The organism is Streptomyces taklimakanensis (genome assembly GCF_009709575.1).
In the GTDB taxonomy this organism is placed as follows: Bacteria; Actinomycetota; Actinomycetes; order Streptomycetales; family Streptomycetaceae; genus Streptomyces; species Streptomyces taklimakanensis.
In genome coordinates, this window is record NZ_WIXO01000001.1 from 2,889,695 (window position 1) to 2,914,605 (window position 24,911).

Consider the following 24,911-nt stretch of genomic DNA (forward strand, 5'->3'; position numbering starts at 1 on the left):
GCATGGGACGGGGCGCCCCGGGCCCGGACGGCGCACGCGCCCGCGCGCGCCCACACGTCCGGCCGACCGCCCGCCGGCGGTCTCAGGCCGGGACGTGGACCGTCTCGACGCGGCTGGCCACCACCCGTTCGTGCTCGCGGCGCTGCGCCCGGCCGCGCAGCCGGAGGATCTGGGAGACGCCCAGGGCCTGGAGGACGAAGACCGACGCGAACGCGATCCGGTAGTCGTCGCCGGTCGCGTCCAGCAGGACGCCCACCGCCAGCAGCGTGGTCATGGAGGCGGTGAAGCCGCCGATGTTGACGATGCCCGAGGCCGTGCCCTGCCGCTCGGGCGGGTTGGCGGGGCGGGCGAAGTCGAAACCGATCATCGAGCCCGGCCCGCAGGCTCCGAGCACCAGGCTCAGCACCACCAGCACCCACGTCGGCGCCTGTCCCGGCCACAGCAGCACCATGGCCCAGGCGACCGCGGTGGTCAGCACCGTGCCCAGCGCCAACGGCGCACGCGCGCCCCGGTGCCGGGCGATGACCTGGCCGTAGACCAGCCCGATCGCCATGTTGGAGAGCACCACCAGGGTCAGCAGGTTGCCCGCCTCGGCGCGGCTGCGGCCCTGCGCCTCGACCAGGAACGGCAGCCCCCACAGCAGCAGGAAGACCATCCCGGGGAACTGGGTGGTGAAGTGCACCCACATGCCCAGCCGGGTGCCCGGCTCCCGCCAGGCGGCGGCGAGCTGGCGACGCACGTAGCCGTGTTCGTGGACCGGCTCCGGCTCCACCGCGTGCGCCGGCGCGGGCGCGGCGCCCTCGGGCTGGTCCTTCAGGAAGAGCAGGACGAGCCCCAGCACCACCACGCCCAGCACGGCGCTGCCCGCGAAGGTCGGCGTCCAGCCCGCCTCGGCCAGCACCCGGGCCAGCACCAGCGTGGTCAGCAGGTTGCCCGCCATCCCGAACAGCGCCGCCACCTGGGCGATCAGCGGCCCGCGGCGGGGCGGGAACCAGCGCGAGCCCAACCGCAGCACGCTGATGAACGTCATCGCGTCACCGCAGCCCAGCAGCGCGCGGGCGGCCAGCGCCATGGCGTACGAGCCGGAGAGCGCGAACGCGAACTGGCCGGTGGTGAAGAGCACGATGCCCAGGACGAGGACCTTGCGCGTGCCCCAGCGGTCCACCAGCAGGCCGACGGGTATCTGCATCCCGGCGTAGACCAGCAGCTGGAGGATGGAGAAGGTCGACAGCGCGGAGGCGTTGATGTCGAAGCGCTCGGCCGCGTCGATGCCCGCCACGCCCAGGCTGGTGCGGTAGGTGATGGCGGTGAAGTAGACGGCGACGCCGATGCCCCAGACGAAGGCGGCCCGCGGTCCGCCCAGCCGTGCCCCACCGGGCAGGGAACCGCCGCTCACCGGACCTCACCGCGCAGCAGGTGCCGCACCGAACCGACGTGGCCGCGGATCGCCTCGGCCGCCGCCTCGACGTCGCCGGCGCGCAGGGTCCGCAGGATCTCGGTGTGCTCGGTGATGTTCTTGGCCACCCGTCCGGGGTGGGAGTGCATCACGGCGACGCCCATGCGGAGCTGGCGGTCGCGGAGCTGGTCGTAGAGCCGCTCGACGATTTGGTTGCCGGCCGCCCTCACGATGGTGGCGTGGAAGCAGCGGTCGGTGGCGGCCATCGCCGCCAGGTCGCCGGTCTCGGCCTGCCGGCGCTGCTGTTCCAGGAGTTCGGAGAGCCGGTCCAGCAGGGGCGCCGACGCGGGCATCACCTTGCGGACGGCGTGCTCCTCGACCAGCAGCCTCGTCTCCACCACGTCGCCGATCTCCTGCACGGAGACGGGCAGGACGAGGGCGCCCTTCTTCGGGTACAGCCGGAGCAGTCCCTCGGCCTCCAGCCGCAGCAGGGCCTCGCGCACGGGGGTGCGCGAGACGCCGACGGCCTCGGCGAGATCGCCCTCGGTGAGCAGCGTCCCGCCCTCGTAGTGGCGCTCCAGCACACCCTGCTTGACGTGGGTGTAGACGCGCTCGGCGGCCGGCGGCGGCTTGACGGGCGGGGTCGGGGGCGCGGCGACGGCCGCGGAGGACGACGCGGACGACGCGGACGACAGAGACGGCGTGGCAGGCATGAACACACCATAGATACAACAGGTATGCGTCCTCACCTCGCGTCCGCGATGCGGGACACGCCCCGGACACGGTCAGCGCGATCGAGGTGCCCGGCGCCCTGACACCGGTGCGGTGCCTCCCCGAGCACGACCACGCGGTGTACGTCGAGCCGAACGTCCGGGTCCGGCACTCACCGGCGTGAGAACCGGACGGCGGGGGCCCGGCACGCGGTGCGCGTGCCGGGCCCCCGCCGGACCGTACCGGGCGTCAGGCCCAGGTGATCAGCCGCCGGGGGTGCTCCAGGACGGCCGCGGTGTCGGCCAGCACCTTGGAGCCCAGCTCGCCGTCGACCAGGCGGTGGTCGAAGGAGAGGGCCAGGGTGGTGACCTGACGCGGCTTGACCTTGCCCTTGTGGACCCAGGGCTGGAGCTTGACCTGGCCGAAGGCGAGGATCGCCGACTCCCCGGGGTTGAGGATCGGGGTGCCGGTGTCGACGCCGAAGACGCCCACGTTGGTGATGGTGACCGTGCCGCCGGCCATGTCCGCCGGGGAGGTCTTCCCCTCGCGGGCGGTGGCGACCAGCTCGCCCAGCGCCCGGGCCAGCTCCGGCAGGGTCTTGGCGTGCGCGTCCTTGATGTTCGGCACGATCAGACCGCGCGGGGTGGCCGCGGCGATGCCCAGGTTCACGTACTCCTTGTGGACGATCTCCTGGTTGGCCTCGTCCCAGGCCGCGTTGACCTCCGGGTTGCGGCGGATCGCCACCAGGAACGCCTTGGCCACCAGCAGCAGCGGGTTGACCCGCAGGCCCGCCATGTCCGGGTCCTGCTTGAGCTCCTGCACCAGCTTCATGGTGCGGGTGACGTCCACGGTGACGAACTCGGTGACGTGCGGCGCGGTGAAGGCGCTGGAGACCATCGCCTGGGCCGTCGCCTTGCGCACGCCCTTGATCGGCACCCGGCGCTCGCGCTCCCCGGTCGACCGGACGGCCGGCGCCGGCGCCTGCGCCTGCGCCTGCGCCGGGGCGGCCGGCGCGGGCTCCCGCTGCGCGGCGGGCTCGGCGGCCGGCCCGCGGTCGGCGGCGGCGCGGGCGGACGCGGCGGCGTGGACGTCCTCGCGGGTGATGATCCCGCCCTCGCCGCTGGGGACGACCGCGGCCAGATCCACGCCCAGGTCCTTGGCGAGCTTGCGCACCGGCGGCTTGGCCAGCGGACGGGACGGGGAGGGCTCGTCCGCCACCGGCACCGCGGGCGCCTCGACGGCGGGCGTGGCGGTGCCGTTCAGCTCCGCCTGGACCGCCGACTGAGCGGCCTGCGCCTGCCCGCCGGCGGGCTGCTTGCGCGGGCGGCGCTTGGTGGACGAGGTGCCCACGCCGTAGCCCACCAGCACCGGTTGACGCTTGCCGCCCTCGCCCTCCGGCTCCGCGTCGGCCTCCGGCTCGGCCGGAGCGGCGGCGGGCGCGGACGCGGCGGCCGGCTCCGGCGGCCCGGCCGACGGGTCGGTGTCCACCGTGATGATCGGGGTGCCGACGTCCACGGTGGTGCCCTCGTCGAAGCGCAGCTCGTGCACCACGCCGGTGTACGGGATCGGCAGCTCGACGGCCGCCTTGGCCGTCTCCACCTCGCACACCACCTGACCGTCGGTGACCTCGTCGCCGGGCTTGACGTGCCAGGCGAGGATCTCGGCCTCGGTCAGCCCCTCGCCCACGTCCGGCATCCTGAACTCGCGGATGCGCTGGGCACCTGCCCCCGCGGCAGTCGTATCAGTCATCGTCACGACTCTCCTCAGCCCCAACTCTCAGTACGCGAGCGCGCGGTCGACGGCTTCGAGCACCCGGTCCAGGTTGGGCAGGTACTCGTCCTCCAGGCGGGCCGGCGGGTACGGCGCGTGGAAGCCGCCGACCCGCAGCACCGGTGCCTCCAGGTGGTAGAAGCACCGCTCGGTGATCCGGGCGGCGATCTCCGATCCGGAGCCGAGGAAGACCGGCGCCTCGTGCACCACCACCAGCCGGCGGGTCTTCTCCACCGACGCCTGGACGGTGTCGAAGTCGATCGGGGAGATCGAGCGCAGGTCGACGACCTCCAGCGACTTCCCCTCCTCCGCGGCGGCCGCCGCGGCCTCCAGACAGGTCTTGACCATCGGGCCGTAGGCGACCAGCGTCAGGTCGGTGCCCTCGCGGGCGACGACGGCCTTGTGCAGCGGGCCGGGGATGGCGTCGGTGTCGACCTCGCCCTTGTCCCAGTATCGGCGCTTGGGCTCGAAGAAGATCACCGGGTCGTCGGAGGCGATGGCCTGCTGGAGCATCCAGTACGCGTCCGAGGAGTTGGACGGCGAGACGCACTTCAGGCCCGCCACGTGCGCGAACAGCGCCTCGGGGGACTCGCTGTGGTGTTCCACCGCGCCGATGCCGCCACCGTAGGGGATGCGGATGACGACCGGCAGCTTGACCTTGCCCAGCGCCCGGGCGTGCATCTTGGCCAGCTGGGTGACGATCTGGTCGTAGGCGGGGAAGACGAAGCCGTCGAACTGGATCTCCGCCACCGGCCGGTAGCCGCGCAGGGCCAGGCCGATCGCGGTGCCGATGATGCCGGACTCGGCCAGCGGGGTGTCGATGACCCGGCTCTCGCCGAAGTCCTTCTGCAGTCCGTCGGTGATGCGGAAGACGCCGCCGAGCTTGCCGACGTCCTCGCCCATGATCAGGACCTTGGGGTCGCTCTCCAGGGCCGTGCGCAGCGACTCGTTGAGCGCCTTGGCCATGGGCATGGTGTTCTTGGCGGTCTTGGCGGCCATCTCAGCGGCCCTCCTCGTCGGCGAAGGACGCCAGGTACTCGGCGAACTGGGCGCGCTCCTCGTCCACCAGCGCGTGCCCGTCGGCGTAGACGTTCTCGAAGATGGCCATGGTGTCCGGGTTCGGCATGGTCCGGATGGCCTCGCGGACCCGCTGGGCCAGCGCGTCGCTCTCGGCGTCGAGTCCGGAGAGCCAGTCGGCGTCGACCAGGCCCTCCTTCTCCAGGTGGGTGCGCAGCCGCAGGATCGGGTCCTTGGCCTCCCACTCCTCGCGCTCGGCGTCCTTGCGGTAGCGGGTGGGGTCGTCGGAGGTGGTGTGGGCGCCCATGCGGTAGGTGAACGCCTCGACCAGCATCGGGCCCTGACCGGAGCGGGCGTGCTCCAGGGCGGCCCGGGTCACGGCGAGGACGGCCAGCACGTCGTTGCCGTCCACCCGGACACCGGGGAAGCCGAAGCCGGCCGCCCGCTGGTAGATCGGCACCCGCGACTGGCGCTCGGTGGGCTCGGAGATCGCCCACTGGTTGTTCTGGCAGAAGAACACGACCGGCGCGTTGTAGACCGCGGAGAAGGTGAACGCCTCGGCCACGTCGCCCTGGCTGGACGCGCCGTCGCCGAAGTAGGCGATCACCGCGCTGTCCGCACCGTCCTTGGCGACGCCCATCGCGTAGCCCGTGGCGTGCAGCGCCTGGGAACCGATCACGATGGTGTAGAGGTGGAAGTTGTTGCCGTAGGGGTCCCAGCCGCCGTTGTTCACGCCGCGGAACATGCCCAGCAGGTTGGTCGGGTCCACCCCGCGGCACCAGGCCACACCGTGCTCGCGGTAGGTCGGGAAGACGTAGTCGTCGTCCCGCAGGGCCCGGCCGGAGCCGATCTGGGCGGCCTCCTGGCCCAGCAGCGAGGCCCACAGGCCCAGCTCGCCCTGGCGCTGGAGCGCGGTGGCCTCGGCGTCGAAGCGGCGGGTGAGGACCATGTCCCGGTACAGCCCGCGCAGCTCGTCGGCGCTCAGGTCCAGCGAGTAGTCCGGGTGCTCGACCCGTTCGCCCTCGGGCGTCAGCAACTGCACGAGTTCGGGACGCTCGGCCGGCCGCGTGCGTTTCCTGCTCCCGCCCGCCTTGGCGGCGCCCGTCGTGGTGCGCTTTCCGCTGCTGCGGCGCGGCTTGCTGCCCGCGGCAGTGCTCTCCACGGTCACGTGTGCTCCTCCGTCTGTCCGGCCCCCGGGGTCGCCGGGGAGCCTGGGGTGTCCCCACCGGTGGTGGGGAGAAGGCTCGCCCGATTCCGTACGGCCCACGGGGTTGGGTGCGGCGCGGACGGAACCGAGCGGTGACAGGTGTCCCGTTCGACGGCCCGCTGTCAGCACGTTACCCAGTATCTCCGCCTCTGCGCGAAGGGTCCCTGACCTGCAATTTTGCTTGGATTTCCAAGTAAACCGCAGAAATGTGGAACGTCACTGGTCACAGCCTCGCAAGCGCCTGGGACAAGCGCACGTTATCCCGGTACCGGGGTGACGGGAAGAGCCGTGGGGGCGCGGGGCGGAATGGTGAACGGATCGGTATGTGAGACGGACACGGAGGGTGAGGGAGTGACACGGGTGGGTGTTCCGGGGCAGAAGGAACCTTCCGCCCCACCCTCCCTTTCCGTCTCCGGCGCGTCCCCCACACCGTGTGCGTCACGCGCGCCGCACGCGTCACGCGCAGCAGGCGTCACGCGCAGAAGGCGTCGCGCACCTCGTCGTAGCGGCCGGTCCACCACACCACCAGCGCCGCGGCCGCCGGAAACTGCGGATCGGTGCGGCGGTCGCACAACTGGTAGCGCCAACGCAGCATCCAGAAGTCGTTGAGCCGCTCCCACCAGACCCGGTGCACGGCCGCCGCCATCTCGTCCGCGCCGGCCCCCGCGGTCGCCCGGTAGGCACGGGCGTAGGCACGGATCTTGGCCAGGTCCAGGGTGCCGCCGGGGCGCAGGAAGAAGATCGCGGCGGCCCGTACGGCCTCCTCCGCCCTCGGTTGGACGGCGAGTCGGTCCCAGTCCACGATCGCGACGGGCTCCCAGGGCTCCCGGTCCCGGTAGAGGAGGTTCAGGGGGTGGAAGTCGCCGTGCACCCACCCGGCGACCGGCTCGGCCCCGGCGGGCGGCCGGCGGTGGGCGTGCCGGCGCAGCAGGGCGCGGCGCTCCACCAGCCGGTGCTCGGCCAGCTCGTCGAAGCTGTCCCGCCGGCTCCGGGCACGGATCCGGGTGAGCAGCTCGTCGATGAGGGCGAACGTCGCCTCGGGGTCGGCGCTGGTGTGCCGCCCGGCGCACTCGGCCTCGGGAACCGGTACGGCCTCCTCCAGCCGTATGTGCACCAGACCCAGCAGGGCACCCAGCCGGCGGGACTGGGCCGGGGAGAGTTCCCCGCCGTCGCGGTGCCGACCGTTCACCCACGGGTGCAGGGCGTAGCAGCGGCCCTCCACGACGGCGACGGTGCGGCCCGCCGCATCCTGGACGGGCGGGACGACCGGAACGCCGAGGTCACCGAGGCGGACGGTGACGCGGTGCTGGTGTTCGATGCGGTCCGGGGCGGCGGGGTCGCCGTCGAGGTGGTGCTTGAGGAAGAACCGACCGCGGGTGGTGGAGAGCCGGTAGCCCCGGTTCAACAGGCCCTGCGTCACCGGCTCGCACGAGACGGGTTCCCCGGCGCCGAAGCGGCGCGCCAGCGCGGTGAGGGTTCTGCCGGGCAGCGTTCTGCCGATGAGCTGGGAGGACTGCACGCCGGGAATCGTAGGTTACCGTCGGCGACACACCGCTCGCGTTCGGCAACGGGCACCCGGAGATGATATTGGGGCCGTGTCCCCGTCGCTCGTCGTCCGGCGCCCGGCTCGGCCCCGGCGGACGGCGACGGGCCCCGGAGCGCGGTGGACGCTCCGGGGCCCGTGGGGTTCTCGACCGGCCGGATCAACCGGTGGCGGCGCCGGTCCCCGCGTCGGCGCCGGCAGTGGTGGTGCCGCCGGTGGTGGTGCCGGTCTGGCCCTCGGTGGTGGTACCGGTCTGCCCCTCGGTGGTGGTGCCGGGGCCGGTGTCACCGTTGCCCCCGTCCGCGGTGCCGCCGTCCTGACCCTGGTCGGTGCCCCCGTCCGTGGTGCCGCCGTCCTGGCCCTGGTCGGTGCCCTCGTCGGTACCGCCGTCCTGACCCTGGTCGGTGCCCTCGTCGGTACCGCCGTCCTGGCCACCGGTGGTGGGCTCGCCGGTCGGCGACGACGATCCCTCGGTCTGCGGGTCGCTGGGCTGCTCCCAGCCGCCGCCACCACCGCCGTTCTGCCAGCCGCCGGTGCCACCGGGGTCGGTGGTCTCCTCCTCGGTGGGCTCCTCGGTGGGCTCCTCCTCGGTCGGCTCCGGGGACGTCTCCCGCTCCGTCGGCGTGCTGCTGGTCTCGCTCGGGGGCTTCGTCTCGCCGTCGTCCCCGGTCCCGTTGAGGGCGAAGATGACGCCCGCGGCGACGGCGAGCACCGCGAAGAAGGCGATCAGCGCGTACTTCACGCCACCGCCCCGGCCCTCGCCGCCGTAGCCGCCCGAGTCGTGGGCCCCGCCGCCGTACGAACCCCCGCCGGGGGAGCCCATCAGCAGCGGCGGACCGACCCGGGTGCCGTCGTCGGGGACGCCCGCCATGGCCGTGGTGGCCCCGGCAGGCGTGTCGCCGCCCGGCGGGTACACGCCGGGCGTGCCCATGGCCGGGGTGGCGCCGGTGGAGATCACCGCGCCGGTGTTCCACAGCCCGCCGGTGTGGCCGCCCTGCTCCTGGAGCATCCGCAGCGCGTACTGCACCAGGCCGCGCATCTCCTCGGCGGTCTGGAAGCGGTCGTCCGGGTCCTTGGCGAGCGAGCGCATCACCAGGCCGTCCAGCTCCGGCGGCACCGCGTCGGAGACCTCCGACGGCGGCACCGGGTCGTCCTGGACGTGCTGGTAGACCACCGACAGCGGGGTCTCGCCGGTGAACGGCGGGCGCAGCGCCAGGAGCTCGTAGAGCATGCAGCCCGTGGCGTACAGGTCGGAGCGGGCGTCCACCGTCTTGCCCAGCGCCTGCTCCGGGGAGAGGTACTGCGGGGTGCCCATGACCATGCCCGTCTGGGTCATGGTGGTGGACGCGCCGTGCAGCGCGCGGGCGATGCCGAAGTCCATCACCTTCACGGCGCCGTTGGTCGTGATGATGACGTTGGCGGGCTTGATGTCCCGGTGGACGATGCCGTGCTGGTGGCTGTAGGCGAGGGCCTCCAGCACCCCGGAGATGATGATCAGCGCCTGGTCGGGCGGCGGTGCGTCGGCGTTGAGGAGCAGGTCGCGGATGGTGCGCCCCTCGACCAGTTCCATGACGATGTACGGCACGGTGTTGCCGCCGACCACGTCCTCGCCGGAGTCGTAGACGGCCACCACCGCGTGGTGGTTGAGCCCGGCGACGGACTGGGCCTCGCGGGTGAAGCGCGCCTTGGAGACCGGGTCCTCGGCGAGGTCCGCGCGCAGCAGCTTGACGGCGACGGTGCGGCCCAGACGCACGTCCTCGGCGGCGAACACCTCCGCCATGCCGCCCCGTCCGAGTCGGCGCGTGAGGCGGTAACGCCCGTCGCCCACCACACCGCCACCGGGCCAAGACTCGGGCGAATCGGACACCCCACCAGCTGTCTCGTCGGGCTCCGAAGGCCCTCCGGCGGCTTGTGTCTGTGCCATCAGTCCTCGCCGTAGTTCAGGTCCGCAGGACACGCGGGATATGTACGCACTGCTCCGTGGTGCACGCTAACAGGATCCGGGGGCCGTGCCCCGCGGTGATGACGAAGCGAACGGCGCGGAGTGCGGTACCGGGAGCGTCGGGGCAGCGACAGACCATCCAACCCGCTCGGGCCTGGAACTGGCAAGTTACGATGTCGGACGCCCCCGCGAGGGTGTGTGTCACCCGTGCGCGCATCCGGTCACGGAACGGGCAAGCTCCTTGACGTGTCCGGACGCTGGGGCAGACTTGGCCGGGAACCGGACACACCGCCCACCCGGCGGCCCGGTCCACGGAGACACCGGTCCGCGGAAGCACCAGGAAGAACAGAAGAAGCGGCAGCAGAGCAAACCGTACACGCGCGGGTCCGAGCCGGCGGTCCTGCCGCGCCGAGGGGGAAGCAGTTCAGATGAGCGACGACGGCGCGCAGACCGATCGGCATCGGGGCCGTGCGGTCGGCGGTGGGCGCTACCAACTGCGTGAGCTGCTCGGCCAGGGCGGCATGGCCTCGGTGCACCTCGCCTACGACACCGTGCTCGACCGCCGGGTGGCGGTCAAGACCCTCCACACCGAGCTGGGGCGCGAGGCGTCCTTCCGCGAGCGCTTCCGCCGCGAGGCCCAGTCGGTCGCGAAGTTGACGCACACCAACATCGTCTCGGTCTTCGACTCCGGCGAGGACGAACTGGACGGCGCGCCGGTGCCGTACATCGTCATGGAGTACGTCGAGGGCCGGCCGTTGCGTTCGGCGCTCGACGAGGACGTGGCACGGCTCGGCGCGATGCCCAGCGACAAGGCGCTGAAGATCACCGCCGATGTGCTCGCCGCCCTCGACGTCAGCCACGAGATGGGCCTGGTGCACCGCGACATCAAGCCGGGCAACGTGATGCTGAACCGGCGCGGCGTGGTGAAGGTGATGGACTTCGGCATCGCCCGCGCCATGCAGTCCGGCGTCACCTCCATGACCCAGACGGGCATGGTCGTCGGCACCCCGCAGTACCTCTCCCCCGAGCAGGCGCTGGGGCGCGGCGTGGACGCCCGCTCCGACCTGTACTCGGTGGGCGTCATGCTCTTCGAACTGCTCACCGGACGGCTCCCGTTCGACGCCGACTCCCCGCTGGCCATCGCCTACGCGCACGTCCAGGAGGAGCCGCCCACGCCGTCGTCGATCAACCGGTCGTTGCCGCCGGCGGTGGACGCGCTGGTGGCGCGGGCGCTGAGGAAGAACCCCAACGAGCGGTTCCCGACCGCCGAGGCGATGCGCGACGAGTGCGAGCGCGTCCGGAACGCGGTGATCTCCGCCAACACCACCCCGTTGATCGTCGGCGGTGGCCCGGCCGGACAGAGCGGCGCGGCCGTCGCCCAGTCGGTCTTCCCACCCGTGGACTCCACCGGCACCCCGCCACCGACCGCCGGCATGCAGCAGCCGTACCAGACGCCCTACGGCCCGCCCCACGCGGCGCAGGGCGGGTTCGGCGCCTCCCCGCCGCCCGCCCCGGCCTACCCGTCCCCCCCGCCGGGCCCGTACGGACACCAGGGCGCCCCGACCCCGCCGCCGTACGCCATGTCCCCCGCCCCGTCCGGCACGGGCGGGGGGCGGAGGAACACGTCGGTCGTCGTCGGCTCGGTGGTGGCCGCGATCATCGTGGTCTCCGCCGTGATCGTCGCGGTGGCCCTCAACGGCGGCACCGAGGACGACCCCCAGGCGGGCGGCGACCCGTCCCCCAGCCGGTCGGCACAGCAGCAGCCCGCGGCGACCGGGGGCGACACCGGGGACGCGGACGGCCGGCAGACCGACGACGACAACGGCGGCGACAGCGGCTTCAAGGACGAGGACCCGTCCAAGACCATCGACCCGACCAAGTGCACGGACGCCTCGGCGAGCATCTTCGACAAGGGCAAGACGACCATGCCCGACCTGACGTTCAAGCACCTGGACTCGGTCAAGGAGTGCGTCCGCAAGGCGGGCTGGATCCTGGAGGACGTCGAGTACGAGGACGAGAACCTCTACGGCAAGAACACCGTCCTCGAACAGTCCCCCTCGGCGTACGAGGGCTTCGACCCCAAGAAAGACAAGATCACCCTCACCGTCTCCACCGGCAACCCGTCGGACTGACCCGCCCGGCCGCCCGGCCGCCGGGGCGCCGGAGGGCGGACGGAGGAAGACGGACGGAGGAAAGCCACAGGCCCCGGGTTCCGGGGCGCGGACCGGTCCGCGCCCCGGAACCCGGGGCCTGTGGCGTCGGTGGGTACGGATCGGGAGTGCCCCGCCCGTCGAAGTCCTTCAAAGGCCGCCGGAAGACGGGCCCGTCAGAGGTAGGGGCCGGAACGGGCGTGGCCGCGGCCCTCGCCCTCCTCGTCGGGCACCACGCCCGCCGGGAGCGCGCGGCGCATCTGCTCCAACTGGGCACGGGCCGCCATCTGCTGGGCGAACAGCGCCGTCTGGATGCCGTGGAACAGACCTTCCAACCACCCCACGAGCTGGGCCTGCGCGACACGCAGCTCCGCCTCGGAGGGGACGGCGTCGTCGGTGAACGGCAGCGAGATCCGCTCCAGTTCCTCGATCAGCTCCGGCGCCAGGCCGTCCTCCAGTTCCTTGACCGAACTGGCGTGGATCTCCTTGAGCCGGGCCCGGCTGGCCTCGTCCAGGGGAGCGGACTTGACCTCCTCCAGGAGCTGCTTGATCATGCTGCCGATCCGCATGACCTTCGCGGGCTGCTCGACCATCTCCGTCACGGGGACCTCGCGCGACTCCTCGTCGGAGTCGCCCTCCCCGCCCTTGGCGGCGGCGCTGCCGAGGGCCATTCCGTCCGGTCCGACGACCAGGACCTGCCGGCTCTCCTGCGAGCGTTCGTTCGTCGGCTGTGTCATACCCCCATTCTGCCTCCACGGCCCGCCCCGCCGGCGGGTGATCCCCGGGACGGGCCGGACGCCGGCGGTGCGGGGTTCAGCGGCGCAGCCGCAGGGCCAGCGCGGCGAGGCCGAGGCCGAGGAACGTCAGCCCGGCGCCCAGCGGCAGCACGGGCAGCAACTGGCCGGTGGGGGGCGTCGCGCGGTTCCGGGTGTACCCCTCGACACCTTCCCCGTCGTCCTGGTTCTCGCCGTCCTCGTACTCGTAGTCGTCGATCCGGACGCTGCCGTGGGGACGGTGGTCGCTGATCTGCTCGGTCCATCCATGCGGGGTCTGCCGCGACACGTCGCGCCGGGTGGCGGAGGGCTTCCCCTCCGGCCGCTCCCTCCCCCGCCGGTCGTCCCCGTCGGCGTCGCCGTTGCGTCCGGGGTCCGTCTCGGACGGCTCACCGGAGGGTTCGCCCGCGCTGGGCCGCGCGGTGGTGGGCGAGGGCGTCGGCGTGGGCTCGGTGTCGTCCGGTGACCACGGCGGCAGGGTGTGCCAGGACGGGCGGGACGGTCTGTCGTCGGGGCGGCCCGGCTCGTCCGGTTCCTCGGAGTGCCCGGGATCCTCCGAGGGGGAGGGCGAGGACGAGGGTCCGTCCTGTACGGACTCCGTGCCGCCCTGGCCGGTGTCGGGTACGGCCGCCCGGGGGGCCGTCTGATGGGAGGCCAGCGCCAGGGGTGCCGGTATGAGCACCATCAGGCAGGCCAGCAGGGTGATCACGGTCTCTCTCACCGCTTCGCCCCCTCCCGTGCCAGGTGTCCAGTGGTGTAACAAGCGTCACACGGACGCGTGGGCCCGGCATCCTCGGGCATCGTCCTCGAACCGCATCCTCACACGGTCTTCCCGGACGGTTTCCGTGGACGACGCTTCCGCGAACGGCGAGCGGACACGGCCCGGAGAGGGCTCGACCGGTGCTCGGTCGCTCCCGTCCCCGAGGCCGCGCCGGGTTGCTCCGGAAGAGTGATCCGGGAGGCGGCGCCCTCACACCGTGAGGACGACCTTCCCCACGTGGCCGCTCTGCTCGAGTACCCCGTGTGCCCCCGCCGCATTACTCATGGGCATCGTGCGGTCCACGACGGGCCGGACCCGCCCGGCCTCGATCAGCGGCCACACGTGCTCCCGCACGGCCGCGACGATCTCCGCCTTCTCGTCGAGCGGACGGCCGCGCAACGAGGTCGCCGAGAGCGTCCCGCACTTGGCCAGCAACGCCCCCAGGTGCAGCTCCCCCTTCACCCCGCCCTGGAGGCCGATGACCACGATGCGGCCGCCCCTGGCGAGCACCCGCACGTTCCGCTCCAGGTACTTGGCGCCGATGATGTCCAGCACGACGTCCGCGCCGCGCCCGCCGGTCGCCTCCCGCACCCGGGCCACGAAGTCCTGCTCGCGGTAGTCCACCAGGACGTCCGCGCCCAGCTCGGCGCAGCGCTCCAGCTTCTCCCGGCCGCCCGCGGTGACCGCCACCCGGGCGCCGATCGCCTTGGCGAGCTGGATCGCCATGGTGCCGATGCCACTGGCCCCGCCGTGGACCAGCAGCGTCTCACCGGGCCGCAGCTTCGCCAGCATGAAGACGTTCGACCAGACGGTGCAGACGACCTCGGGCAACGCGGCGGCCGAGACGAGGTCCAGCGGCCCGTCCGGACCGGACGGCACCGGCAACAACTGACCGTGCGGCACGACCACCTTCTCCGCGTAACCACCGCCGGCCAGCAGCGCGCACACCTCGTCGCCGACCCGCCAACCGCCCACGCCCGAACCGACGGCGGCGATCCGGCCCGCGCACTCCAGCCCGGGGTGGGGCGAGGCGCCGGGCGGCGGGTCGTAGAAACCCTGCCGCTGGAGGACGTCGGCGCGGTTGACGGCCGCGGCCGCCACCTCGACCAGCACCTCGCCCTCACCGGGCTCGGGGTCGTCCACCTCGCTCCAGGTCAGGACCTCGGGGCCGCCGGGTTCGGTGATGGTGATCGCGTGCATGGGTGGGTGCTACCTCCGTTGTTCCGGTGGGATGACGGTGGTGGACGGCGAGGCCCTGCGGATGACGACGAGACGGTCGGTGAGCTCCAGGGACTCCGCCTCCGGATCGTCGTACCCCAACACCCGGTGGCCCCGCACCACGGAGACCACCAGGTCCTTGCACTCGCGCGGGGAACGCCCGGCCTCGGCCCGGGTGACCGGGCGCTCGGTGAGGTTCAGACCGGTGCCCTGGTGGATCAGGTCCTCCATCACCGCGCCCGCGCTCGGGCTGAGCATCGACATGCCCAGCAACCGGCCGGCGGCGCTGGCGCTGGTGATCACCGAGTCGGCGCCGGACTGCCGCAGCAACGGCGCGTTCTCCTCCTCGCGGACCGCGGCGACGATCCGCAGATTGCGGTTGAGCTGGCGCGCGGTGAGCGTCACCAGCACCGCGGTGTCGTCGCGCTGGGTGGCGATGACGACCTGCCCCGCGCGCTGCACCTCCGCCTTCAACAGCACGTCGCTGCGGGTGGCGTCGCCTATGACGCCCGTGTAGCCGTCGGCGTTGGCGGCTTCGATGACCTTCCGGCTGGGATCGATGATCACTATCCGGTCCTGGGGGATTCCGGTCGAGATCAGCGTCTCGGCGGCGGAGCGCCCCTTGGTGCCGAAACCGATGATGACCGTGTGATCACGCAAGGAGGACCTCCAACGGGCCAGGCGCCACTGTTCACGGGTGCGTTCGGCCAGCACCTCCAGGGTGGTGCCGATGAGGATGATCAGGAACATCACGCGCAGCGGTGTGACCACCAGGACGTTCACCAGGCGCGCACCGTCCGTGACCGGGGTGATGTCGCCGTAGCCGGTGGTCGAGAGCGTGACGGTGGTGTAGTACACGCAGTCCAGCAGCGAGACCTCGCCGTCGGCGTTGTCGGTGTAGTCGGCTCGCTCGAAGTAGACCAGCAGGACCGTGAGGGCCAGGACGGCGAGCGCCGCCAGCAGTCGACGCCCCACCTGACGCAGCGGGCCGGCGACGGGCTCGGGGAGCAGCACCCGATGCTGCAGGTCCTCGGGCGAGGTGTTCCTCATGACGTCACACCCACGGAAGTCTCAGGAGGGGTACGGCGGACCCGGTGGCACCGCCGCCGGGCGGCACGACCGCGAGGGCGCCGGCCGTCGCGACGCCCCGCAGCATCGCGGGACCGGAGAAACGCAGCGGCCGTACACCTCGGCCATCGTGCACGACCGGGACCAGCCGGGTGTCACGGGGGTGTCCCTGGACCTCGTCGAGGAGGCGGGCGGTGGGGAGGGGGACCGGAGCGCCGTGGCGGGGATCGCGGGGAACACCACCGGATACACCGCCTGACACCCCGTCGGGGAGGTCGTGGGAGACGTCGTCGGGCGGCGTGGTGCCGGGCGTGGCCCGGGGGACGGCTCCGGGAGAGGTGCGGGACGGGACACGGGGCGAGGAGCGCAGCAGGGGCTCGGCGAGGGTGAGGAGTCCGGAGATCGCGGCCAGGGGATTGCCGGGCAGCCCCACCAGATGGGCCCCGCCCGGCAGCCGGGCCAGCAGCATCGGGTGACCGGGACGTACCGCCACACCGTCCACCAGCAGTTCGGCACCCAGCCGGTGGAGGGCGGGATGGACGTGGTCGACCGGCCCGGCGGCCGTGCCCCCGGTGGTGACGACGAGGTCGGCGGTGGTGCCGGCCAGCGCGGCGAGGAGCGCGTCGGCGTCGTCGCCCAGCCGGCGGGTGGCGACGACCTCGGCACCCACCGCCTCCAGCCAGGGACCGACCATGGGACCGAGCGCGTCGCGGACCCGGCCCCCCTCCGGCAGGCCGGACGACAGCAGCTCGTCGCCCAGCACCAACACCTCGGCGCGGGGGCGGTGAAGGACGGGCAGCTCGTCCAGGCCCGCGGCGGCGGCGAGGCCGAGCACGGCCGGGGTGACGGCCGTACCGGCGGGCAGCAGGTGGTCGTCCCGACGGCACTCCTGGGCGCGGGGACGGATGTCGGCACCGTGGTGGGGAGCGCGGGGGGCGCGCAGCCACCGGTCGCGCACCTCCCCGTACTCGGAGCGCAACACGGCGGTGGTGCCCGGCGGTACGCGGGCACCGGTGGCGATGCGGACGGCGTGCCCGTCGAGGAGGGGAGCGGGGGCGTCGTGGCCGGCCAGCACACCGGAGGGGCCGGGGGAGCCGTCGTGCCGACCGTCCTCGGGCCCGTCGAGTTCCCAGGGGCCGGGGCCGGAGACGGCCCAGCCGTCCATGGCCGAGGTGTCGAACGCCGGCAGGTCGGTGAGCGCCGTCAGGGGCGCGGCGAGGCGGTGGCCGAGCGCTTCGGCCAGGGGGACGGTCGCGGATTCGGGACGCCGTTCCGCCCCGGCGCGGGCGGCGACGGCGCGGGCGGTGGGCCAGTCGTGGTGCCGGGCGCGGTGCGTGGAGTGGCTCCGGCCGTCATGGGCCGTCCCGCGGGAACCGTCCGGGCCGGATGGTTCCGCGCCGGCCGCGCCGGCGGTGCGGTCGGCGGTGCGGTGGTCGTCACGGTGGTCGCCGCGGTGGTCGTTGACCAGGGCGAGGGCGTCGGCCAGTTCGTCACCGCTCATCCGGCGTCCGGCCCCTTCGCGTCTCCGTCCCCGCCGCCCGGCGCCGCCGCCTCCTCGGCCCAGCGACGGGCCAGTTCGCCGGCCTTCCGGGCGGCCTCGGCGACGTCCCCGGCCCCACCGCCCGCGCGCGCCGCCGCGTACCCGACGAGGAAGGTCGTCAGGGGAGCGGCGGGACGGGCCACGCCGTGGGCGGCGTCCCGGGCGAGGTCGAGGAGGAGCGCGGTGTCGACGTCGAGATCGATCCCGAGTTCGGACTTCGCGGTGGTCATCCATTCGTTCAGCACACGCCCATGCTCCCTGATCCGGGAGCGGGCCGACGCGATGTCCTCCCAGGTGTCGCAGTCACGGGCCTCGGCGGGATCGGCCGGGGCCACCCGGCGCAGCACCAACTCGTCGGTGAGCAACCGCAGGGGGAGGCCCGCCAGCCGCCCGTGTTCGGTGGCGACGAGGGCCAGTTCACGGCGGAGCGACTCGGCTCGGTAGACGCCCAGGAGGGGCTGGGCGCGACCGTCGTCGACGATCGCGCCGTCGACCGGGGAGCCCGTCCCACCCCCGCCCGAAGTCCCGCCCACCCGGTCCAGCAGCCTCCGCACGGTGGCGGACGTCAGGAACGGCAGATCGGCGGAGAGCACCAGCACCGTCCCGCGCTCCGTTCGGCGCAGCCCGGCGTCGAGCGCGGCCAGCGGCCCGCCGCCGGGCGGCTCTTCGCGCGCCCATTCCACCGGCCGCGCGGTCGGCCGCCGGGGCCCGACGACGACCGTCCGCGCCGCGTCCGCGCAGGCGTGGAGCACCCGGTCCAGCAGTGCTCGGCCCCCCACCGTGAGGGCCGGCTTGTCCGCACCGCCGAGCCGGCGGGCCGCGCCACCGGCGATGACGACGGCGTCGTACGCGTGGGTCATGCCACGAGTATGTCCCTCACAGGGTGCGCAACAGCACGGCCGGGTGCTCGACGCAGTCGGCCACGTACCGCAGGAAGCCGCCCGCCGTTCCGCCGTCGCACACCCGGTGGTCGAAGGTGAACGACAGTTGCACGACCTGGCGCACGGCCAGCTCGCCCTCGTGCACCCACGGCTTGGGGGTGATGCGTCCGACGCCGAGCATCGCCGCCTCGGGATGGTTGATGATCGGTGTCGAGCCGTCCACCCCGAAGACGCCGTAGTTGTTGAGGGTGAAGGTGCCACCGGTCAGTTCGGCGGGCTTCAGGGTGCCCGCGCGGGCGGCCTCGGTCAGTCGGGCGATCTCCCCGGTGAGGTCGACGGCGTTGCGCCGATGGGCGTCCCGTACGACGGGCACCACCAGACCGCGCTCGGTCTGCGCGGCGAACCCCAGGTGGACGGCGGGCAGCCGGACGATCTCGCGGGAGGCGGTGTCCACCGTCGCGTTCAGCTCGGGGAAACGCGCGAGGGCGGCCGTGCAGATCCGGGCGAGGAGGGCCAGCAGCGAGACCTTCGGTCCCGCCGCGTTCATCGCCCGGCGGGCGGCGAGCAGTTCGGTGGCGTCGGCGTCCACCCAACAGGTGGCGTCGGGGATCTCGCGACGCGAGGTGGTCAGTTTCTCGGCCACGGCGCCGCGCAGTCCGCGCAGCGGAACGCGCTCGGCGACCTCGCCCGCCCCGCCGTGCCCGCCGTGCGCCGCCGCGTCGGTTCCGCCGACCGTCGCCGGGACGGGGGTCGGCGTGGCCGCGGGAGTCGCCATCGCGCGCTCGACGTCCGCGCGCAGGATCAACCCCTGTGGACCGGTGCCGGACACCTGCCGCAGGTCGATCCCGTTCTCCCGGGCGAGCCTCCGCACCAGCGGCGAGATCACGGGGACGGGGCCGTCCACGGGAGCGGCCGGTGCCGAAGTGGGCTCGGGCCCCGGGGCGCCGCGGAGTGGACGGATCCGCCGACGCCGGGCCGTGGAGGCGCCGGTGCCGTACCCCACCAGTACGTTCCCCGACGCCTCGGACGTCTCGTCGGCCGCGCGCTCGGCGCCGTTCGCCTCCGGCGCCTTCCGAGGGGCGGCGCTCTCCCCGGCGCTTCCCCCGGCGCTCTCCCCGGTACCCTCCCGGGCGGCCGCGCCGACGGCCACCGTGACCAGCGGAGCCCCGACGGGGATCTCGGAGCCCTCCTCGCCGAACCGGGCGGTGACCACACCGCCGTACGGGCACGGCACCTCGACCATCGCCTTGGCCGTCTCGACCTCCACCACCGGCTGGTCGACGGCGACGACGTCACCGACGTCCACCAGCCAGCGGACGATCTCGGCCTCCGTCAACCCCTCGCCCAGATCGGGCAGGGTGAACTCGCGGACCTCGGCCATCAGCGGGTGCCTCCCTCGAACGCCTCGGGGCGCTCGGTCCACTCCGACTCCCACTGGAGCCTGGCGACCGCGTCCAACACCCGGTCCACGCCGGGCAGGTGTCGGCGCTCCAGCATGGGCGGCGGATAGGGGATGTCGAATCCGGCCACCCGCAGCACCGGCGCCTGAAGGTAGTGGAAGCAGCGTTCGGTGATCCGGGCGGCGATCTCGCCACCGGGCCCCCCGAACGCGCTGGCCTCGTGGACGACCACGGCGCGCCCGGTGCGCCGCACCGAGGCACAGACCGTCTCGTCGTCGAAGGGGACGAGGGACCGCAGGTCGACGACCTCCACATCCCAGCCCTCCTCGCGGGCGGCCTCGGCCGCCTCCAGGCAGACGGGCACCGACGGGCCGTAGGTGATCAGCGTCGCGGACGTGCCCCGGCGGCGGACCTCGGCCCGGCCGATGGGCGCGACGGCCTGCGGTTCCTCGGGAGACCAGTCGGCCTTCGACCAGTACAGCCGCTTGGGCTCCAGGAAGACCACCGGGTCGTCGGAGGCGATGGCGGCCCGCAGCAGCCCGTAGGCGTCGGCGACGGTCGCCGGGGTCACCACGTGGAGGCCGGGGGTGGCCATGTAGTAGGCCTCGGAGGAGTCGCTGTGGTGCTCCACCCCGCCGATCCCACCGCCGTAGGGCACCCGAATGGTGATGGGCAGCGGCATCTTCCCCCGGGTCCGGTTGCGCATCTTGGCGACGTGGCTGAGGAGCTGTTCGAACGCCGGGTAGGCGAAGGCGTCGAACTGCATCTCCACCACCGGCCGCAGGCCGTACATCGCCATGCCGACGGCCGTGCCGAGGATGCCGGCCTCGGCCAGCGGGGTGTCGGTGCAGCGGTCCTCGCCGAACTCCTTCGTCAGGCCGTCGGTGATGCGGAAGACGCCGCCGAGCACGCCGACGTCCTCACCGAGCACGTGCACGGTCGGATCCTGGGCCATGGCATCGCGCATCGCCCGGGTGAGGGCCTGGGCCATGGTGGCCGGCTTGCGGGTGGTCGCGGTGGCGCCGCTCCTGTCGGTGGTCGCGGTCGTCATCGTCCGTCCCCCTTCGCCTGTCCGTCGTGGTCGCCGTGGTCGCCGTGGTCGCCGTTCTCGGCTTCCAGCTCCGCGCGCAGCTGCGCGGCCTGCTCCCTCAACTGCGCCGTCTTCTCCGCGTAGACGTGGTCGAAGAGACCCATCGGGTCGAGCACCGGGTCCTCGTTCATGCGGTCCCGCAGCCGTGCGGCCATCTCCTCGGCCTCGTCCCGCGCCCCGTCGCGCATGGCGTCGTCGAGCAGCCCGCGGTCGGCCAGCTCGCGCTCCAGTAGCGTCACGGGGTCGTGTTCGAGCCATGCCGCCACCTCGTCGTCACCGCGGTAGCGGGTGGCGTCGTCGGCGTTGGTGTGGGCGTCGATCCGGTAGGTGACGGCCTCCACCAGGGTCGGTCCGCCACCGGCGCGGGCGCGGTCGACGGCCTCGGACAGCACCCGGTGGACGGCGGCGGCGTCGTTGCCGTCCACCAGCCGGCCGGGCACGCCGTAGCCGACGGCCTTGTGGGCCAGCGAGGGAGCGGCGGTCTGCTTGGCCAGCGGGACGGAGATCGCGAAGCCGTTGTTCTGGACGAGGAAGACCGTCGGGGTCTTCCAGACGGCGGCGAAGTTGAGGGCCTCGTGGAAGTCGCCCTCGCTCGTGCCGCCGTCGCCGACCATGGCCAGCGCCACCACGTCGTCACCCTTGAGGCGGGCCGCGTGGGCGAGGCCGACGGCGTGGGGCAGATGGGTGGCCAGCGGGGTGGAGAGCGGGGCGACCCGGTGTTCGTACGGGTCGTAGCCGGTGTGCCAGTCACCACGGAGGAGGCCGAGGGCCTCGGCCGGATCCATGCCGCGGGCGACGGCGGCCAGGGTGTCGCGGTAGCTGGGGAAGAGCCAGTCCCGCTCCCGAAGGACCATGGCGGCGGCCACCTCGCACGCCTCCTGGCCGGTCGAGGAGGGATAGACGGCCAGCCTGCCCTGCCGGGTGAGCGCGGTGGCCTGGCGGTTGTAACGCCGACCCTTGACCACCTGCCGGTACAGCGCCCCGAGCAGTTCCGGATCCAGCTCCGCCCCGGTGCCCAGCAGCCGGTACGGCTCGGCGTCCGGCAGCAGCGGGGCCGGATCGGTGCGCGGCCGCCAGGCGGGCGGTGGCGAGGGGCGGTGGGAGCCTGGCTGCTCCAGGACCGTCATGGCGAGCACCTCCTGGTAGGGGGCATCGGCGGACAGGGGCAGACGCCGGTCCGGCGACTTCCCCTACCGATTGTTCGGTCGCCGGCGCATTTTGGCTACGGGTGGGCACCGCCCTGTGGACAAACGGTTCTGCGGAGCGTGGGATGTCGGCAGTACGTCCACCGAGGGGAGGCGGCAGGCCATGCCGGAGGAACAGATGGCTCCCGGGGCGCCGGAAGAGACCCGGCCGCCGGCCAGGCCGCTCGACCCGGTCGACCGGGCCATCCTGCGGATGCTCCAGTTGGACGGCCGTGCCTCGGTGCGGTCGATCGCCGAGCGGGTGCACGTGTCGCGGGCGAACGCGTACGCCCGGATCAACCGACTCGTCGAGGACGGCGTGATCCGCGGCTTCGCGGCCCGGGTGGACCACGAACGCGCGGGTCAGGGCGCCTCCGCCTACATCACGCTGAAGATCGTGCAGAACTCCTGGCGCACGGTGCGCGAGAAACTCAAGGCGCTGCCGGGAGCCGCGCACATCGCGCTGGTCAGCGGCGACTTCGACGTGCTGTTGTTGGTCCACACGGCCGACAACCGGGCCCTGCGGGAGCTGGTGCTCACCCGCATACAGGCGATACCCGAGGTGCTGAGCACCCGAACGCTGCTGGTCTTCGAGGAGACCGACCTGGAACCGGAGCCGTGAGCCGGGGCCGCGGCCGGGGAGGCGCGGTTCAGGGACGCGTCGGACCGCCGTGGTCGCGCAGCCCCTCGAAGGCGATCCGCACCACCGCGTCGGCGACCGGCCCGCGGTCGGAGGAGTCGTCGGGCAGCGGTCGGTACCACTCCACGATGGAATTGATCATTCCGAAGAGCAGTCGGGTCGCCAGCCGGGCGTCGAGGTCGGCGCGGAGGTCGCCCTCGGCGGCGGCGGCCCTGAGCAGTTCGGCGACCCGGTGGTCGAACTCCCGCCGCCGCTCCATCGCCCAGCGTTCGGTGCGGGTGTTGCCGCGCACCCGCAACAACAGGGTGACGTAGGGCAACTCGGCCATCAGCACCTCGGCGGTGCGCCGGACGACGTGTTCCAGCCGTTCGATCGCCCGGCCGCGGCGGGCCTCCGGCTCGTCCAGGATCGCGAAGAGGCCGTCGAGCGCACGGGATATCGCCCGGCGCAGCAGCTCCTCCTTGCCCTTGACGTGGTGGTAGATGGAGGACTTGGAGATCCCCGCCGCCTTGGACAGGTGCTCCATCGAGGTGCCGTCGTAACCGCGCCGGTTGAAGACCTCCACGGCCACCGCGAGGAGCGATTCGGGCGTGTAGGTGTCGCGCCTGGGCGCCCTGTCCGATGGCTTGACTGGCATGGTCCCGATGTTATCCACAGGCGGCCTGCCCCTCTTGCCCCGACCGATCGTTCGGTAGCAGTATCTACCTGTCCTTCCGTTCGCGCACGGCCTTCCGCGCCGTCCGCCCGCGCACCGGCAGTCCGGTCGCGGCCGGCCTCGGTACACCGTTCCGTGCGCGCACCGCCACCCACCCGCTCGACCCGCTCGACCCCACTCGATGAGGAGTTGGTCCCCGATGGCCGCCGCACCCACCCAGGCTCCGCCGCAGACCACGGCACGGCTCGTGGAGAAGCACCGTCCCGTGCTGGATCGGGCGCTGGAAGCGATTCGCTCCCGGGAGTACTGGTCCCCGTATCCGGAGCATCCCAAGGCGTACGGCGAGGAACACGGTTCCCTGAGCGCCGCCGAGGGGAAGGCCGCTTTCGACGCGCTGCTGGGCACCCGCTTCGACCTCGACCAGCCCGGCACGGACGGCTGGGTGGCCGGCGAGGTGTCGCCGTACGGCCCGAAGCTGGGCACCGAGTACCCGCACGCCGACGCGGGGGTGCTGCTGCCCGCGATGCGCGCCGCGATGCCCGCCTGGCGGGACGCCGGGCCCGAGGTCCGGGCGGCGGTGTGCCTGGAGGTCCTGGCCCGGATCAACGCCCGCTCCCACGAGTTCGCCCACGCGGTGATGCACACCAGCGGGCAGGCGTACCTGATGGCGATGCAGGCGGGCGGCCCGCACGCCCAGGACAGGGGCCTGGAGGCGGTGGCGTACGCCTTCGCCGAGCAGAGCCGCACGCCGGAGGCGGCGGAGTGGAACAAGCCGCAGGGCAAGCGCGACCCGCTCCGGCTGCGCAAGGAGTTCACGCCGGTGCCGCGCGGCGTCTCGCTGCTCATCGGCTGCAACACCTTCCCGACCTGGAACGGCTACCCGGGTCTGTTCGCCTCTCTGGCCACGGGCAACCCGGTGCTGGTCAAGCCGCATCCCCGGGCCGTCCTCCCGCTCGCCATGACGGTGCGGGTCGCCCGCGAGGTGCTCGCCGAGGCCGGCTTCGACCCGAACCTGGTGGCGCTGGCCGCCGAGCGGGACGGCGAGGGAATCGCCAAGGAGCTCGCCCTCCGGCCCGAGGTCCGGATCATCGACTACACCGGCTCGACCTCCTTCGGCGACTGGCTGGAGGCCAACGCCCGTCAGGCCCAGGTCTTCACGGAGAAGGCCGGGGTCAACACGATCGTCGTCGACTCCACCGACGACTACCGCGGCATGCTGGGCAACCTGGCGTTCTCGCTCTCCCTCTACAGCGGCCAGATGTGCACCACCCCGCAGAACCTGCTGATCCCGCGCGACGGCATCGACACCGACGCGGGCCACAAGTCCTACGACGAGGTCGTCTCCGACCTGGCGACCGCGGTGGACAAACTGCTGGGCGACGACCAGCGGGCCGTCGCGTTGCTGGGGGCGATCGTCAATCCGGGAGTGCGGGAACGCCTGGAGGGCGCGGCGGAACTGGGCGAGGTCGCCCTGGCCTCCCGCGCGGTGGAGCACCCGGAGTTCCCCGAGGCCACGGTCCGTACCCCGGTGATCGTCAAGCTGGACGGCGGCGCGCCGGAGTCGGAGTCGGTCTGTATGTCGGAGTGCTTCGGTCCGGTTTCCTTCGCCGTCGCGGTGGAGTCCACCGAGGCGGCGGTGGAGCTGCTGCGCCGCACCATCCGACACCGAGGCGCGATGACGGTCGGCGCGTACACCACCTCGCCGGACGCCGAGCGGCTGGTGGAGGAGGCCTGCCTGGAGGAGTGCGCCCAGCTCTCGTTGAACCTCACCGGCGGGGTGTACGTGAACCAGACGGCGGCGTTCTCCGACTTCCACGGCTCCGGCGGCAACCCGGCGGCCAACGCCGCCCTGTGCGACGGCGCGTTCGTGGCGAGCCGCTTCCGTGTGGTGGAGGTGCGCAGGCCGGCCTGACACCGCCCGGCGCGGTCCCGCGCCCGCCGGTGATCCGGGTCGGGCGGCCTCGGG

At 73.2% G+C, this 24,911-nt stretch carries 20 protein-coding genes; 3 read left to right on the forward strand and 17 right to left on the reverse strand.

Annotation, left to right across the window (positions count from 1 at the left end):
• Positions 1-82: 82 nt before the first annotated feature.
• The 7 genes from F0L17_RS12590 to F0L17_RS12625 form a co-directional block, all read right to left on the reverse strand.
• Positions 83-1,396: an MFS transporter gene (locus F0L17_RS12590; protein ID WP_162466119.1), complete on the reverse strand. Its 1,314-nt coding sequence runs from the start codon at positions 1,394-1,396 to the stop codon at positions 83-85.
• Positions 1,393-2,109: a GntR family transcriptional regulator gene (locus F0L17_RS12595; protein ID WP_155071154.1), complete on the reverse strand. Its 717-nt coding sequence runs from the start codon at positions 2,107-2,109 to the stop codon at positions 1,393-1,395. The genes F0L17_RS12590 and F0L17_RS12595 overlap by 4 nt, the downstream gene beginning before the upstream one ends.
• A gap of 247 nt (positions 2,110-2,356) precedes the next feature.
• Positions 2,357-3,856: a dihydrolipoamide acetyltransferase family protein gene (locus tag F0L17_RS12605; RefSeq protein ID WP_155071155.1), complete on the reverse strand. Its 1,500-nt coding sequence runs from the start codon at positions 3,854-3,856 to the stop codon at positions 2,357-2,359.
• Positions 3,857-3,883: 27 nt separating this feature from the next.
• Positions 3,884-4,849, reverse strand: coding sequence for an alpha-ketoacid dehydrogenase subunit beta (locus F0L17_RS12610; RefSeq protein WP_155073555.1), 966 nt, complete (start codon positions 4,847-4,849; stop codon positions 3,884-3,886).
• Positions 4,850-4,877: 28 nt separating this feature from the next.
• Positions 4,878-6,062 carry a pyruvate dehydrogenase (acetyl-transferring) E1 component subunit alpha gene (pdhA, locus tag F0L17_RS12615; protein ID WP_162466120.1) on the reverse strand — a complete coding sequence of 395 codons (1,185 nt, stop codon included), beginning with the start codon at positions 6,060-6,062 and terminating at the stop codon, positions 4,878-4,880.
• A gap of 511 nt (positions 6,063-6,573) precedes the next feature.
• Positions 6,574-7,620, reverse strand: a complete 1,047-nt coding sequence (locus tag F0L17_RS12620) for a phosphotransferase (RefSeq protein ID WP_162466121.1) — start codon at positions 7,618-7,620, stop codon at positions 6,574-6,576.
• 184 nt (positions 7,621-7,804) lie between these two features.
• A complete protein-coding gene (locus F0L17_RS12625; RefSeq protein ID WP_155071156.1) occupies positions 7,805-9,568 on the reverse strand; it encodes a protein kinase domain-containing protein in 1,764 nt (587 codons plus the stop codon).
• A gap of 446 nt (positions 9,569-10,014) precedes the next feature.
• Here F0L17_RS12625 and F0L17_RS12630 point away from each other — a divergent pair, with 446 nt between their 5' ends.
• On the forward strand, positions 10,015-11,718 hold the full coding sequence (locus F0L17_RS12630) for a protein kinase domain-containing protein (RefSeq protein WP_155071158.1): 1,704 nt from the start codon (positions 10,015-10,017) through the stop codon (positions 11,716-11,718).
• Between the two features lie 194 nt (positions 11,719-11,912).
• Here F0L17_RS12630 and F0L17_RS12635 read toward each other — a convergent pair whose 3' ends face one another.
• The 9 genes from F0L17_RS12635 to pdhA (F0L17_RS12675) all read right to left on the reverse strand — a co-directional run bounded on the left by F0L17_RS12635 (position 11,913) and on the right by pdhA (F0L17_RS12675) (position 21,593).
• The gene (locus tag F0L17_RS12635; RefSeq protein WP_155071159.1) at positions 11,913-12,473 is read right to left on the reverse strand and encodes a bacterial proteasome activator family protein; all 561 of its coding nucleotides are present in this window, start codon (positions 12,471-12,473) and stop codon (positions 11,913-11,915) included.
• Between the two features lie 76 nt (positions 12,474-12,549).
• Entirely contained in the window at positions 12,550-13,230 is a 681-nt protein-coding gene (locus F0L17_RS12640; protein WP_155071160.1) for a hypothetical protein, read from the reverse strand.
• 249 nt (positions 13,231-13,479) lie between these two features.
• Positions 13,480-14,469 carry an NAD(P)H-quinone oxidoreductase gene (locus tag F0L17_RS12645; protein WP_155071161.1) on the reverse strand — a complete coding sequence of 330 codons (990 nt, stop codon included), beginning with the start codon at positions 14,467-14,469 and terminating at the stop codon, positions 13,480-13,482.
• A gap of 9 nt (positions 14,470-14,478) precedes the next feature.
• The gene (locus tag F0L17_RS12650; protein WP_155071162.1) at positions 14,479-15,537 is read right to left on the reverse strand and encodes a potassium channel family protein; all 1,059 of its coding nucleotides are present in this window, start codon (positions 15,535-15,537) and stop codon (positions 14,479-14,481) included.
• Positions 15,538-15,541: 4 nt separating this feature from the next.
• Entirely contained in the window at positions 15,542-17,056 is a 1,515-nt protein-coding gene (locus tag F0L17_RS12655; RefSeq protein ID WP_155071163.1) for a molybdopterin molybdotransferase MoeA, read from the reverse strand.
• Entirely contained in the window at positions 17,053-17,955 is a 903-nt protein-coding gene (locus F0L17_RS12660; protein ID WP_155071164.1) for an NTP transferase domain-containing protein, read from the reverse strand. The genes F0L17_RS12655 and F0L17_RS12660 overlap by 4 nt, the downstream gene beginning before the upstream one ends.
• A gap of 16 nt (positions 17,956-17,971) precedes the next feature.
• Positions 17,972-19,357, reverse strand: coding sequence for a dihydrolipoamide acetyltransferase family protein (locus tag F0L17_RS12665; protein WP_155071165.1), 1,386 nt, complete (start codon positions 19,355-19,357; stop codon positions 17,972-17,974).
• Entirely contained in the window at positions 19,357-20,427 is a 1,071-nt protein-coding gene (locus F0L17_RS12670) for an alpha-ketoacid dehydrogenase subunit beta (RefSeq protein WP_155071166.1), read from the reverse strand. Before F0L17_RS12670 ends, F0L17_RS12665 begins: the two co-directional genes overlap by 1 nt.
• Positions 20,424-21,593, reverse strand: coding sequence for a pyruvate dehydrogenase (acetyl-transferring) E1 component subunit alpha (pdhA, locus tag F0L17_RS12675; RefSeq protein ID WP_155071167.1), 1,170 nt, complete (start codon positions 21,591-21,593; stop codon positions 20,424-20,426). The genes F0L17_RS12670 and pdhA (F0L17_RS12675) overlap by 4 nt, the downstream gene beginning before the upstream one ends.
• A 181-nt stretch (positions 21,594-21,774) precedes the next feature.
• On the opposite strand from pdhA (F0L17_RS12675), the gene F0L17_RS12680 reads away from it, so the two are divergent.
• Entirely contained in the window at positions 21,775-22,272 is a 498-nt protein-coding gene (locus tag F0L17_RS12680) for an Lrp/AsnC family transcriptional regulator (RefSeq protein ID WP_155071168.1), read from the forward strand.
• A gap of 28 nt (positions 22,273-22,300) precedes the next feature.
• On the opposite strand, the gene F0L17_RS12685 is transcribed toward F0L17_RS12680, so the two are convergent.
• Entirely contained in the window at positions 22,301-22,927 is a 627-nt protein-coding gene (locus F0L17_RS12685) for a TetR/AcrR family transcriptional regulator (protein WP_155071169.1), read from the reverse strand.
• A gap of 217 nt (positions 22,928-23,144) precedes the next feature.
• On the opposite strand from F0L17_RS12685, the gene paaN reads away from it, so the two are divergent.
• Positions 23,145-24,857, forward strand: a complete 1,713-nt coding sequence (gene paaN / locus F0L17_RS12690; protein ID WP_155071170.1) for a phenylacetic acid degradation protein PaaN — start codon at positions 23,145-23,147, stop codon at positions 24,855-24,857.
• The last annotated feature ends 54 nt before the right edge of the window (positions 24,858-24,911 follow it).

Bases quoted from the DNA above. Each gene is read 5' to 3' on its own strand.
- F0L17_RS12595 (WP_155071154.1), bottom strand. From the start codon at position 2,109: ATGCCTGCCACGCCGTCTCTGTCGTCCGCGTCGTCCGCGTCGTCCTCC.
- F0L17_RS12605 (WP_155071155.1), bottom strand. From the start codon at position 3,856: ATGACTGATACGACTGCCGCGGGGGCAGGTGCCCAGCGCATCCGCGAG.
- F0L17_RS12610 (WP_155073555.1), bottom strand. From the start codon at position 4,849: ATGCCCATGGCCAAGGCGCTCAACGAGTCGCTGCGCACGGCCCTGGAG.
- F0L17_RS12625 (WP_155071156.1), bottom strand. From the start codon at position 9,568: ATGGCACAGACACAAGCCGCCGGAGGGCCTTCGGAGCCCGACGAGACA.
- F0L17_RS12630 (WP_155071158.1), top strand. From the start codon at position 10,015: ATGAGCGACGACGGCGCGCAGACCGATCGGCATCGGGGCCGTGCGGTC.
- F0L17_RS12635 (WP_155071159.1), bottom strand. From the start codon at position 12,473: ATGACACAGCCGACGAACGAACGCTCGCAGGAGAGCCGGCAGGTCCTG.
- F0L17_RS12645 (WP_155071161.1), bottom strand. From the start codon at position 14,469: ATGCACGCGATCACCATCACCGAACCCGGCGGCCCCGAGGTCCTGACC.
- F0L17_RS12650 (WP_155071162.1), bottom strand. From the start codon at position 15,537: ATGAGGAACACCTCGCCCGAGGACCTGCAGCATCGGGTGCTGCTCCCC.
- F0L17_RS12655 (WP_155071163.1), bottom strand. From the start codon at position 17,056: ATGAGCGGTGACGAACTGGCCGACGCCCTCGCCCTGGTCAACGACCAC.
- F0L17_RS12660 (WP_155071164.1), bottom strand. From the start codon at position 17,955: ATGACCCACGCGTACGACGCCGTCGTCATCGCCGGTGGCGCGGCCCGC.
- F0L17_RS12665 (WP_155071165.1), bottom strand. From the start codon at position 19,357: ATGGCCGAGGTCCGCGAGTTCACCCTGCCCGATCTGGGCGAGGGGTTG.
- F0L17_RS12670 (WP_155071166.1), bottom strand. From the start codon at position 20,427: ATGACGACCGCGACCACCGACAGGAGCGGCGCCACCGCGACCACCCGC.
- pdhA (WP_155071167.1), bottom strand. From the start codon at position 21,593: ATGACGGTCCTGGAGCAGCCAGGCTCCCACCGCCCCTCGCCACCGCCC.
- F0L17_RS12680 (WP_155071168.1), top strand. From the start codon at position 21,775: ATGCCGGAGGAACAGATGGCTCCCGGGGCGCCGGAAGAGACCCGGCCG.
- F0L17_RS12685 (WP_155071169.1), bottom strand. From the start codon at position 22,927: ATGCCAGTCAAGCCATCGGACAGGGCGCCCAGGCGCGACACCTACACG.
- paaN (WP_155071170.1), top strand. From the start codon at position 23,145: ATGGCCGCCGCACCCACCCAGGCTCCGCCGCAGACCACGGCACGGCTC.